This is a genomic window from Polyangium sorediatum (assembly GCF_029946465.1).
Taxonomy (GTDB): Bacteria; Myxococcota_A; Polyangia; order Polyangiales; family Polyangiaceae; genus Polyangium; species Polyangium fumosum.
Window position 1 is genome coordinate 254788 of sequence record NZ_JARZHI010000002.1, and the last position, 12136, is coordinate 266923.

Genomic DNA, 12136 nt, shown 5'->3' on the forward strand with positions numbered 1-12136 from the left:
AATTCTATTTTCGCTCCGTCCCGGTTGCGCGTAGGATTCCGGCCCATGCTTCGATCCCCTCTACGCCAGATTCTCGCCTCTTCCCTGTTCCTGCTCGTCGTCGGGAGCGCCGGCTCCGCCCGCGCCGCGGATACGTCGACGCTCGGGAGCCTCACGCTCCGGCCCACGATTCACGCCGTGGGCGTCACGGCCGCGGTCACGGGGGATGACGATGGGGATGCCACCGTCAAGCTCGCGTTCCGCAAGGCCGGGGATGCGAGCTTCACCCCCGGTCATCCGCTCCTCCGCACGCCCGGCGGGCGCCGAGGGAGCGCGCTGTTCCTGGAGCCTGCGACCGAATACGAGGTGCGCGTCACGCTCGACGATCCCGACAACGGCGGGCCCCAGGAGGCGACGGGGACGATCCGCACGCGCGACGACGCGCCTCCGCCGCTGGGGAGCAAGCAGCTTCATGTGGACGCGAAGAATGGCTCGGATGGAAACGACGGCTCGCAAGCCTCGCCCTTCAAGAGCATCGGCGCGGCTGCGGCCGCGGCCGGGCCGGGGACGGTCGTGCACGTCGCGGCGGGCGTCTATCGCGAGACCGTGACGGTCGCGGGCAATCACGGCGGCGCCGCGGGAAACCCGGTCTGGTTCGTCGCCGCGCCGGGCGCGATCGTCGACGGCTCGGATCCTGCGCTCGAGGATGGTTCGGTCTTTCAATCGGAAGGCAATGGGATCTACTCGGCGCCGTTCTCCGGCGCGTCCCAGTATGTCGCCGTGGATGATACGCGCCTCTACGATTACAGCTCCCTCGCGGATCTGCAATCGGCCGCCGCGGGCCTCGCCGGCGGCTTTTACGTGGACGCCGCCGCAGGGCGGATTTACTTGAAGCTGCCCGACGGGGGATCCCCGGCCGGGCATGTGGTTCACGTGGCCATCCGGAACGTCGGCATTCTTCTCGACACCGTGACCGACGTCGTCGTCGAGGGCTTCGAGATCCGTCATCTCGGCGCCGACGCCGAGGGCGCGGGGATCGACGTGCGCGACACGGCGCGCGCGTGGATCCGGAGGAACAACATCCACCACATGAACGGCGGCGTCCGGGTGCGCAGGCCCCTCGCGGCGGAGAACGTCATCGAGGACAACGTCGTCCGCGACACGAGCATCTGGTCGTGGCCCTGGAGCTCCGTCAAAAACCATACCCCCGAGGCGAGCGCCATCAGCATCACCGGCGGCGGCGCGAACGTCGTCCGGCGAAACCAGCTCACCGGCACCTTCAATGGGGTGTACGTCGGCAGCTTCGACGACGCCTCGGAGACGATCACCCCGGACACGGACGTGTACGAGAACGTGCTCGTCGAGCACGGCGATGACGGGCTCGAACCCGAGGGCGCCTGCGTGAACGTCCGTTTTTGGAACAACCACATGCGCGGGGTGCTCAACGGCGTCTCGCTCGCGCCGATCGAGGTCGGCCCGCTGTTCGTGGTGCGCAATGTGATCGACGGCTTCAAGGAGCACGCGCTCAAGGTGAACAACGGCTCACAAGGGTTCATGCTCGTGTATCACACGACGAGCCGCCCGGCCGCGGGGCTGGCGGAGGCGCAGGCGATCGCCCCGACGATTCCTTTTGCAAACCTGATCACGCGAAACAACATCTGGACCTCGCACCGCTACGTCATCGAGAGCAGCGTCACGCCGAGCGGGCCCGTGGACCTCGACTGGGACGATCTGTTCACGGACATCCTCGACGGGACGCCGCGGTTCGTGAAATGGATCGACGTGAAATACGCGAGCATCGCGGAACTCTCGGCCTCGGGCACGATCGAGAGCCACGGGTTTCAGATCGAGCCGAAATACGAGGACGCGGAGGGCGGCGATTTCACGCCGGTGGAGGGGAGCGGGCTCGTCGACGTCGGCGTGGTGATCGAGGGCATCAACGATCGATTCGTGGTCGGCGCGGCGCCCGATCTCGGCGCGTTCGAGCGAGGAGGCGTCGGGCCGCTCCCGGACGGCGGATTGCCCGACGGCGGATCCGGGGCTTCGTCGAGCGGCGTGGGCGGGGGCGGCGGGGACGGCAGTGGCGCGGGCGGCAATGGCGGAGGCGGCTCGCCCGAGGACGAGGGCGGTTGTGGGTGCCGGCTCGGGGATGGCGCCGGGCCGGGGCTCGGGCTTTATGCCTTCGGCGCGCTCGCGTGGGGGCTTTCGCGACGGCGGCGGAAAGGCTGACCCCGGGCGAGGGCGACATCCCTCAGAAGCTCATTTTCATTCCGACGGACCTCGGGCCCACGAAAAACTCGGGACGCGCGGCGAGGTCTTCCCGCACGAGGACCTTTTGCTTGGCGACGATCCCCGCGATCAGCATGGCCGCGCCGCCGGCCTGGATGAGGCCGTCGAGCACGAGCAGGGGCCTCGCGATCTCATCGCTCCCGCTGAATTTACCCGCTCCGGCGACGATGAAGGGGCCGACGACGGGCACGAACAGCGCCGGCCAGGGGGCCCGATCCGACTCGGCCGCCGACGCGCCGATCGCCGTGAAAAGATAAAACGTCCCGAAGACCACGCTGCCCGCGATGACGAGGCCCTTCCGCATGCGCTCTTCGAGCACATACCCCGGGGGAACGACGCCTCCCTTGTACGGCATGACGGGCTTCATCTCCGTCGTATCGACGGGAGGAGGGCCATACCCGGGAGGAGGCGGATACGGATACCCCGGTTGCCCGTACGGATAGGGATAGGGATACGGATACGGGTACGGGGGCTGGCCCGGCTGCACGCCCGGCGGCGGCGTGCCGGGCGGGAGCGGCGCCACCGCGCCGGGGGGCGGGGGAGGCGGCATCGCCGGCGCCGCCGCGGCCGGGGGAGGCGGCGCAGCGGGCGCCTTTTGCGACTGCGCCGCCGACGTGGCCGGCGCGGCGAGCAATCCGACGCCGAGCGACACGGCGCCGAGGTGCCTCGTGTAATTGTATCGGGGCCTCGTGAAATGCGAGCTCAATGTCGTTCCCTCCCGCCCGGGCGCATGATCCGCGCACCGTGGAGGCATCGTATCCCGGGCTTGTCGCGGGCTGCAAGCCGAATACGTGCTACGCATCCCGGCGGACGCGCCGCGTCACGGCGACGCGCCGGGCCCGAGCTCCTCGCGAATGCGGAGCGATTCTGCCTCGATCTGCGCTGCCTCGACGCCGATTTCTGTTAGGAGCATCTCCGCCAACCGAACGGCGACCTCGGCCTCTTCGTAACAAACCGCCGTCGCGCGGTGCGTCTCCAGCGCCTGACGCTCGCTGATGTAATGGGCCCGCACAAAAATCGGCAGGTCGGGCTGGAGGCTGCGCACCACGTTGACCACCGCAGCCCGCGTCTCCGGGTTCGGCGTGGTCACGACGAGGTAGTCGGCGGTACCAATGCCCGCCGCATGAAGGACCTCGGCCCTGCGCGCGTCGCCGTACACGGCGATTCGGCCGTTGTTCGTCAATTCGGTGACGGTGTCGATGCTCAATTCCACGATGACCGAGCAGACGTTGAATCGATCCAGGATGTCCACGGCCGTACGGCCGACGGGGCCATACCCCACGACGATCGCGCGGATGTCGCATGCGCGGGTCGGCTCTTTCGGGGCCTGCTCCCGGAGCGCTTCCCCGCGCGCCTCGGCGCGGCGGTTGAGCCCGCGCCAGAGCGTCGGGCGTCTGCGCAGCCATTCTTCGAGGGGATCCATGAGCCGGAAGAGCAAGGGATTCAGGCCAATCGAGACGATCGCGCACGCCACGAGCACGCTGCGCCCCTCCGCGGGGAAGAGGTCGACCTTGTTCGCCGCGTCCGCGAGGATGAACGAAAATTCGCCGATCTGCGCGAGCCCGATCGCCACCGTGAGCGCCGTCCGGACCGAATACCCGAGCACCACGACCACGACGAGCGCGGCGAGGGGTTTGACGAGGAGGATGATTCCGAGCACCGAAAGGACGAGCCCAGGCTGCGCGATGAGGGAGCGCGGGTCGAATTGCATGCCGACGGTGACGAAGAAGAGCACCGCGAAGGCGTCCCGCATCGGGAGCGCATCCGCGGCCGCCTGGTGGCTGACCTTCGATTGCCCGACGACCATACCCGCGAGGAACGCGCCGAGCGCCATCGACGCGCCGAAAATGACGGCGGAGCCCGTGGCGACGGCGAGCGCGACCGCGAGGACGGCGAGCGTGAAGAGCTCGGAGCTGCGCGCTTGCGCGACGCGCGTGAGGAACCAGGGGACGGCGCGCGCCCCGATAACGAGCACGAGCGCGATGAGCGCGGTGAGCTTGAGCAATCCAATGCCGACGATCCCGACCGCCTGCACAGGGGAGGCGTCCGTGCCTCGCAACGATGCGAGGACCGGGACCATCAGGAGAATGACGACCGTGAAGATGTCCTCGACGATCAGCCATCCGACGGCGACGTGCCCGTGCGGTGTTTCGAGCGCGTCGTGATCGGTGAGCATCCGGATGAGCACGACCGTGCTCGCCACGGCCACGGACATCCCGAGCACGAGGCCGGCCGACGTGGACCACCCGAACGCGACGGCGACCACGGCCCCGATCACGGTGGCGAAGAGGCTCTGCACGACCGCGCCTGGCACCGCGATGCGCCGGACCTTGAGGAGGTCGCCGAGCTGAAAATGCAATCCCACGCCGAACATGAGCAGGACGATGCCCACCTCGGCGAGCTGCCCGGCGAGCTCGAGGTTGGCCACGAACCCCGGGGTCCACGGGCCGACGACGACGCCGGCGAGGAGGTAGCCGAGGATGGGCGAAGCGCCGAGGCGGCGCGTCATCATGCCGAGCAGGAGCGCCGCGACGAGCCCGCCCGTCAGCGTGAGGATGAGGTCGTAGGCATGCATTCGTCCAGAGGACGAAGAGCAGGAGGCGGACCCGCGGAGAGCAGCCCGACGAGCGAGCATCTTGGGGGCGATTTCGCCCGCTCGCTCGGCCCGTGGGTCACGCGATCGAGCGCACCACGCCGCCGTCCACGAGGAGCGCCGCGCCCGTGGTGGCCGACGCGCGAGCGCTGCACACGTAGGTGATCATGGCGGCGACCTCATCCGGCGTGGCGAAGCGCTGGATGATCGAGGTCGGCCGCGCGGTGGCGAAGAATTCGCGCTCGACCGTGGCGGCGTCCACGCCGCGCGCCGCCGCGAGCTGGGAGACGAACGCCCCCACGCCCTCGGACGACGTCGGTCCCGGCAGGACGCTGTTCACGGTGACGCCGGTCCCGCGCAACGTCTCGGCGATGCCCTTCGCGACCGCGAGCTGCGCCGTCTTCGTCATGCCGTAATGGATCATCTCGGTCGGGATCTGGATCCCCGACTCGCTCGACACGAACACGATGCGGCCCCAGTTCCGGGCCCGCATGCCGGTCACGTAATGGCGCGAGAGCCGGATGCCGCTGAGCACGTTCGTCTCGAAGAACCGGAGCCAGTCCTCGTCCGGGATCTCCTCGAACGGCTTGGGCTCGAAGATGCCCATGTTGTTGACGAGCACGTCGACGTCGGGGAGCTTCTTGATCAGCGCTTGGCATCCGGCCGCGGTCGAGAGATCCGCCGCGATGCCTTCGATCGTCGCGCCGGGCAGCGCGCGCCGGAGCGCATCCACGGCGCCCTGCACGCGGGACTCGGTCCGACCGTTCACCGTGACATGCGCGCCCTCGCTCGCCAGGGCGTGCGCAGCGGCGAGGCCAATTCCCGCGGTCGAACCCGTCACGAGCGCCCGCTTTCCCGTCAATCCGAGATCCATGGTTTCCTCCTTGCTCGGGCGGATGCTAGCGCGCGCGGCGGCCACGCGCAGCGAGCTCGAAAAAAAGAGCCCCGGAGAGCAGGGAGGGAGACTGCTCTCCGGGGCCGTGTTGCTGATTGTCGATTCGCCTGCGGCGGGGTTTTTCAGGGCGCCGGCGGAGGCGGCGGCGGCGGCGGGATCGGCGCGCCGTGCGGCGCAGGCGGCATGGGCGGCGCGGGGGGCGCGGGCACGCCACGATGTCCCGGCGGCATGGGCGGCAGGTGCGGCATCGGGGACGGATGGGGCATGGGATGCGGCGCGGCATGCGGCGCCGGCGGCGGAGGCGGCACGGGCGGCGCCGGCGGCACGGCGTGCTGGGCCTTCTTGCGGGCCTTGCGGGCCTTTCGTTGCGCCTTCGTGGCCTCTTCCTCGGCGTCGCGCGCCTCTTCGAGCGCGTCCTCGCGCGCCTGCTCGGACGCCTCGCGGGCGCTCTCCATGGCCCGGCGGCGGATCTCCGGCATCTGCTCGCGCAGCTCGCGCAGGCGCTCCTGCATCTCTTCGCGCGCGTCTTCGAGCTCCTTGCGCGCGTCCTTGCGCGCCCGCTTGATCTCTCGCTCGGCAAGCTTCCGCGCGTCCTCGTCGTGCACGTTCTTGCGCACGTCGGCGAGGGCGCGGTCGAGGTCGGCGTCGATCTGCTCGAAGTCGATATCGACGCTCGGCGCCGGCATGTGGATGCGGATCCGCGGGCCACGCGCGACGGCGACTTCGTTGTCCTGGTCGTCGTCGTCGTTGTCCTGGTCGTCGTCGTCGTTGTCCTGGTCCGCGGGGTCGTTGTCCTGGTCCGCGTCGTCGTTGTCCTGGTCGTCGTCGTCGTCGTCCTGGTCGTCGTCGTCGTCCTGCGCGACGGGCACGTAACGACGGTGATGCGCGTGCTTCTCGCCGTGGTGCTTCTCCGCCTTGGCGTGGCGCTTGTCGTTTCGCTTGTGCTTCGGGCCTTCGCAGACGGGCTCCTCGTCCGTATCCTCGTCCTCGTCCTCGTCCGCGAGGGCGGCGGGCGTGGGCTTCGCGGGCGCGGCGCCCTTCTTGGCGACGGGCGTCGCCGGGGGCAATCCCTTCGCTTCGGCCACGCCGCAGGCGCAAGGCGCGAGCAGCGTAAACGCGGTCAGGACGAATGCGACGATCGGCGCGGCCCACAGCGGCTTGCGCGGCTCCGCCGTCATGCCTTCGCCCCGCACGAGGCGCTCGACGCGCTGCCGCAGCTCGCTCGTCCCCGCCGCCATCGTCGGCACGGGCAGGCCCGTCATCGGCCGGTGGACCCAGCGCGCCACTTTCGTCAGGCACTCCGCGAGGTCGAGCGGGCGCGCCGTGCGCCGCGCGGCCCAATCGTCGGCCAAGAGCTCCGCGCTTGCCGCGAGGCGATGCGCTGCGAGCCAGTTCAAAGGCTGGAAGAAGAACACCCGGCAAAAGATGCTCGTGGCCAATCGATAGAGCGGATCACGCCGCGCCACGTGCCCGAGCTCGTGCGCGAGCACGCTCTCCTGGGCGTCCGGGCCGAGTTCTTTCGTCACGCGCTCCGGCAAACAGATTTCTGGACGACGAATACCAAGGGCCATGGGAACGTTCACTTTCTCGGACGCGCTGAGCAAGGGCGCCCGCATGCAAACAGGTTCACGCGCTGCGAGCGTGGCGAGGACATCGCCGAGCGGACCCCCTTCGAGCCTCCGCCGGCCTTCGAGGCGCTTGCGCAGGGACCTCCAGGCGTGCGCGAGCGAGCCGAGCAAGAAGAGCGAGCCGATCGCCCACCCGGCCACGAGGACCTTGGACCACGAAAGGAACGCCGCGCGCGAGGGCTTCGCCGCCGACGTGGCTTTCGTTTTGGGCAGGAAGGCTCTCGGCTTCGTCGAGGTCACGACGACGTGCGTCGCGGGGCCCATGTCCGTCGTGACGATGATTTCGGTCGCGCGGGGCATTTCGCGGTCGAGCACGCGGGCCGTGGGCGCGGGCTCCGCGAGCGAAAAGGTCCCGCCCACGGGGCGGAGGGACGCGGCCGTCTGCACGGTGGCCGTGACGAGCCCGCCCACGAGGGCGACGCGCCACGCGAGTTCCTGCCAATCGGGGCGATTCCGCGACAAACGATCGAACAGCCACGCGCCCCCGAGGAGGGCCGTGCTGTGGATTAGGTACGTGACCAACCATCCCACGAGGGTGTTCATCGCTTCCCTTCCTTCTTGGCCGCGGCGATCATTCGTTCGAGCTCGGAGAGCTCGTCGGCGCGAATCTCGTGGCGCGCGATCAGATGCGATACGAGCGCCACGGGATCTCCCCGGAAGAGGCGCTCGGTCAGGTCGGAGACCATGCCTCGCGTGACCTGGTCCTCGCTCACCGTGGGCCGATAAATGAATTTTCGGCCTTCGGCGCGGTGCGCCACGACGCCCTTCTCCTCCATCTTCTTCAGCATGGTGGCGATGGTCGTCGGCGCGAGGCCACGCTCCGAAAGCAAGGCCTGGTGCACGTCCGTGACCGTGGCCTCGCCGAGCTCCCAGAGCACGCGCATGATCGCGAGCTGCAAAGCGCCGAGATGGGTGAGCTTTTGCCCCCCCTCGGCCTCGTCCTCGAATGCGTCCTTGCCCTTGTCTTTGTTCGACACGTGTTCCTCGTCAGCTACTACCTGAGTAATACTACCCAGGTAGTTGATGGAGGGCAAGGAAGATCGAAGGAACCTGGAACGTCGGGATCCTGCTCGGTGGGCTCCGGTGGTGAGCGTATGCCCGCGGCGGCAGGCGTGTCGCCCGGGCGCGCTGCCCTGGTTCCGCTATCCTGCGGCCGCCCATGGCCCTGACCGCGACCATCTACCACTTGCAGGTGAACCTCTCCGACGTCGATCGTGGGGTCTACGAGACCTTCGATCTCCGCCTCGCGCGCCACCCGTCGGAGAGCATGCGATATTTGCTGACGCGTACGATTGCCTACTGCCTCAGCTATGAAGAAGGCATTACGTTCAGCAAAGAGGGCCTCTGCTCCACGGAAGAGCCGCCGGTGGTCATTCGTGATCCCACGGGGCTGCTCGTCGCCTGGATCGATATCGGATCCCCCTCGGCCGAGCGGCTGCACAAGGCCGCCAAGGCCGCGCGCCGGGTCGCGCTCTTCACGCACGCGCCGCTCGCGCTTTTGCAGCGCGAAGCGTCGTCGCGCGTCATTCACAAGGTCGAGGCGATCGAGGTGTGGCGAATCGAACCGACCTTCCTCGATGCCGTCGAAGCCAAGGTCGATCGGAATACGAAGCTCGACCTTCTCCGGGATGACGAGCAGCTCTACATCACCGTGGGCGACAATGTCGTGACGGGGACGATCACGCGCTGCTCGCTCGTCGAAAAATAACGAAACCGAAGGTCGGCTCGCGCGTAGTCTCCAGCTTGATGTGTCTCCGGCCATGGGGGGTGCCGGCGCACATCGAAAAAAGGAAGGGGATACGATGCAAAGACCTTCGATGAGCAGGCCCGTGCGGCGTCGTCTGGGAGGCGCATTCGCGGGTGTATGCGCTTTGTTTCTGGGAAGCGCCGTGACCGGGGCCGGTTGCAGCGACGAACCGACGAATCCATCCACGGCGACGAGCTCGTCCTCGGGCTCCGGCACGGGCGGCGCGGGCGGCGGCACCGGCGGTGGGAATACGGGCGGCGGCGGCGCCGGCGGGCAAGGCGGAATGGGCGGCGGCGGAATGGGCGGGCAAGGCGGCGCCGGGGGCGGCGCAGCGCTTTGCACGACGCCCGCGCCCGGCGCGACGCGCGGGGCGGCGGTCGCGATTTCGGCGGACGACACGACCGTCGTCGCCGTGAACCGCGACGCGGGCAGCGTGACGGTGCTCTCGGTCGAATACAATCCCGTGGACAACCTGCCGACGCTCACGAAAAAGGCCGAGATCGTCGTGGGGGGCGAGCCCTGGCAGGTCGCGATCGACGGCTGCGGCGACAAGGCCTACGTGGTGCTTCGCAAGGACCAGAAGGTCGTGGAGATCCGCGACCTCAAGGACACGCCCACCATGGGCAAGGAGATCGCCGTCGGCTCGGAGCCCACGGCCATCGCGATCACGCCGAACAACACGTCGCTCTACGTCGCCAACTGGGTCGACGGCACGCTCTCGCTCATCGACCTCGCGTCGCTGACGTTGTCGAAGACGATCGATCTGAACGGGCCGCTCGCCGGCACGGGCCTGCTCGGACCTTCGGTCGCCGCCGACAAGGCGCGGCCCGCGCTCGCGCACCCGCGCTCGCTCGCGATCACGAACGACGGCGACGCCGACGACGCCGACGAGAAGATCTACGCGACCGAGTTCTTCGCCCAGCGCACGGCCCCCGAGCAGATCAACGCGCAGGGCGTGTCGAACGTCGACACGAACTGGGCAGGCATCGTCTACAGCGTGAAGGCCGCGGACGGCGCGGTCGCCACGATCGCCCTGCCGTCGGTCGACGACACGGGCTTCGTCGACCACAAGGGGCAAGCCACGGGCTGCTTCGCGAACCAGCTCCAGTCGATCACGATCCACAAGGATCTCGCCTACGTCACGTCGATCTGCGCGTCGCCGGCCGGCCCTGTGGGCCCGTTCCAGAAGAACGCCTGCACGACGAACGCGCAATGCACGAACGTGAACGTCCTCAGCACGTGCAATACGACCGTCGGCTCCTGCACGTATAGCTGCTCGACCGACGCCGATTGCGGCGGCGACGCGCCTGCGGGCTCGTGCCAGGGCGCCGGACCGATCGGCGGCAACGGCGCGTGCCGGGCGATCCCGACGAACAACAAGACCGTGGTGCACCCGGTCGTGAACGTGCTCGACACGAAGACGGACGCGGCCGTCGCCGGGGCGCCGACGAACCTGAACCGCGTCTTCCGCGACACGTACGGAAGCGCGAGCGTGGCCGACGACGCGAGCCGCCGGTATCCGCTGGTCGCGAACGACATCGCGTTCGTGGGGGCGACGGGCGAAGCGTACGTGCCGGCGAACGGCGCGGACGCGGTGTTCCGCGTGAACTTCAACGAGACGAGCGGCGCCGTCGTCAGCGTCGGCGCCACGGACAAGAAGTTCATCGACCTCGCGCCCCAGGCGCTCGCGGAGAGCCTGAAGGGCGTGGGCCCGATCGGCGTCGCCGTGGCGAACACGCATCCGTTCGCGTTCGTGGCGAACGACATCAGCCGCAACGTGTCGGCCCTCGCGATCGATCCGGGCAAGCAGGTCGTCGCGGGCTCCGATCTCGGCACGGCGCGCGTCGTGCAGACCACGCCGCTGCCCGCCGACGCGGCGGGGATGTCGGTCCTGCGCGGCAAGCGGATCTTCAACACGGGGCTCGGGCGCTGGTCGCTCCGGGGCCAAGCGTGGGTCTCTTGCCAGACGTGCCACATCGACGGTTTGAGCGACAACGTGACGTGGTACTTCGCCCGCGGGCCGCGGCAAGCGACGAGCCTCGATGGGAGTTACGCGTCGAAGGATCCCACCGATCAGCGGATCTTCGGCTGGACGGCGTTCCAGGAAGAGGCGCACGACTTCGAGAACAGCGCGCGCGGCACGCAAGGCGGCGTCGGCGCCCTCGTGACGACGGAGAGCAACCCGCCGGCCAACACGGATCGCATCAACCTCGCGGACACGGCGAAATACGCGCCCGCGGGCGCCGTGGGCCTGAATGGCTCGACGAAGGAGATCCACGACACGGACAGCGTGCGGAAGGACTGGGACGACTTCGAGGCCTACGCGCGGAGCCTGCGTTCGCCGCGCAAGCCTTCGAACCTCGACCCGGCGAAGGTCGCCGCGGGCATGACGTTGTTCATGGAGGGCGGGAGCTGCCAGGGCTGCCACGGCGGGGCGAAGTGGACGCTTTCGAAGCGGTTCTACACGCCGTCCGCGGCGACGAACGAGGCGCTGCTCGCGAAGGCGTACGAGGGCGACGCGCTGCTCGCCGCCGGCTTCCCCGCGGCCTTGCTCCCGGCCACCGCGGGCAACCAGTTCATGCGCTCGCCGAGCCCGAAGAACGCCGGGCTCGACCAGATCCAGTGCGTGCTCCGCCCCGTGGGCACGTTTGGGATCTCGCCGGCCACGGTAAACGTGATCGAGGTGCGCGCCGACATGATCGCGAAGGCCCAGGGCGACGAGGCGATCGGCAAGGGCTTCAACGTGCCGTCCCTGCTCGGCATGCAGGTGGGCGCGCCGTTCTTCCACGCCGGCAACGCGCGGACGCTCGAGGAGCTGTTCTCGAATACGTTCGTCGCCCACAACAAGGCGCTCGCCGCGCCGAGTTACCTCACCGGCGCGAACGACATCGAGAACCTCGTGGCCTTCGTGCTCTCGATCGACGAGGACACGACGCCGATCGATCTGCCGGCCATGCCTGGCGCCAAGGGCGGCGATTTCTGCGCTGCGCCCTGAAGGTCGGATT

At 69.0% G+C, this 12136-nt stretch carries 8 protein-coding genes; 3 read left to right on the forward strand and 5 right to left on the reverse strand.

Annotated features, from left to right (window positions below; translation table 11 throughout):
• Positions 1–45: 45 nt before the first annotated feature.
• On the forward strand, positions 46–2208 hold the full coding sequence (locus QHF89_RS03240) for a right-handed parallel beta-helix repeat-containing protein (protein WP_136966105.1): 2163 nt from the start codon (positions 46–48) through the stop codon (positions 2206–2208).
• A 22-nt stretch (positions 2209–2230) separates the two neighbouring features.
• On the opposite strand, the gene QHF89_RS03245 is transcribed toward QHF89_RS03240, so the two are convergent.
• From QHF89_RS03245 to QHF89_RS03265, 5 genes are all read right to left on the reverse strand, one after another.
• Positions 2231–2974: a hypothetical protein gene (locus QHF89_RS03245; protein WP_284719990.1), complete on the reverse strand. Its 744-nt coding sequence runs from the start codon at positions 2972–2974 to the stop codon at positions 2231–2233.
• Between the two features lie 114 nt (positions 2975–3088).
• Positions 3089–4843, reverse strand: coding sequence for a cation:proton antiporter (locus QHF89_RS03250; protein ID WP_136966104.1), 1755 nt, complete (start codon positions 4841–4843; stop codon positions 3089–3091).
• 97 nt (positions 4844–4940) lie between these two features.
• Positions 4941–5735: an SDR family NAD(P)-dependent oxidoreductase gene (locus QHF89_RS03255; RefSeq protein WP_136966103.1), complete on the reverse strand. Its 795-nt coding sequence runs from the start codon at positions 5733–5735 to the stop codon at positions 4941–4943.
• A gap of 143 nt (positions 5736–5878) precedes the next feature.
• A complete protein-coding gene (locus QHF89_RS03260) occupies positions 5879–7927 on the reverse strand; it encodes a M56 family metallopeptidase (RefSeq protein ID WP_136966102.1) in 2049 nt (682 codons plus the stop codon).
• A complete protein-coding gene (locus tag QHF89_RS03265; RefSeq protein ID WP_284719991.1) occupies positions 7924–8361 on the reverse strand; it encodes a BlaI/MecI/CopY family transcriptional regulator in 438 nt (145 codons plus the stop codon). Before QHF89_RS03265 ends, QHF89_RS03260 begins: the two co-directional genes overlap by 4 nt.
• A gap of 182 nt (positions 8362–8543) precedes the next feature.
• On the opposite strand from QHF89_RS03265, the gene QHF89_RS03270 reads away from it, so the two are divergent.
• Together QHF89_RS03270 and QHF89_RS03275 are read left to right on the forward strand one after the other, a co-directional pair.
• Complete coding sequence (locus QHF89_RS03270) at positions 8544–9092, forward strand: YaeQ family protein (protein WP_136966101.1); 549 nt, start codon at positions 8544–8546, stop codon at positions 9090–9092.
• Positions 9093–9273: 181 nt separating this feature from the next.
• Positions 9274–12126, forward strand: a complete 2853-nt coding sequence (locus QHF89_RS03275; protein ID WP_136966100.1) for a YncE family protein — start codon at positions 9274–9276, stop codon at positions 12124–12126.
• The last annotated feature ends 10 nt before the right edge of the window (positions 12127–12136 follow it).

Bases quoted from the DNA above. Each gene is read 5' to 3' on its own strand.
- QHF89_RS03240 (WP_136966105.1), top strand. From the start codon at position 46: ATGCTTCGATCCCCTCTACGCCAGATTCTCGCCTCTTCCCTGTTCCTG.
- QHF89_RS03250 (WP_136966104.1), bottom strand. From the start codon at position 4,843: ATGCATGCCTACGACCTCATCCTCACGCTGACGGGCGGGCTCGTCGCG.
- QHF89_RS03255 (WP_136966103.1), bottom strand. From the start codon at position 5,735: ATGGATCTCGGATTGACGGGAAAGCGGGCGCTCGTGACGGGTTCGACC.
- QHF89_RS03260 (WP_136966102.1), bottom strand. From the start codon at position 7,927: ATGAACACCCTCGTGGGATGGTTGGTCACGTACCTAATCCACAGCACG.
- QHF89_RS03270 (WP_136966101.1), top strand. From the start codon at position 8,544: ATGGCCCTGACCGCGACCATCTACCACTTGCAGGTGAACCTCTCCGAC.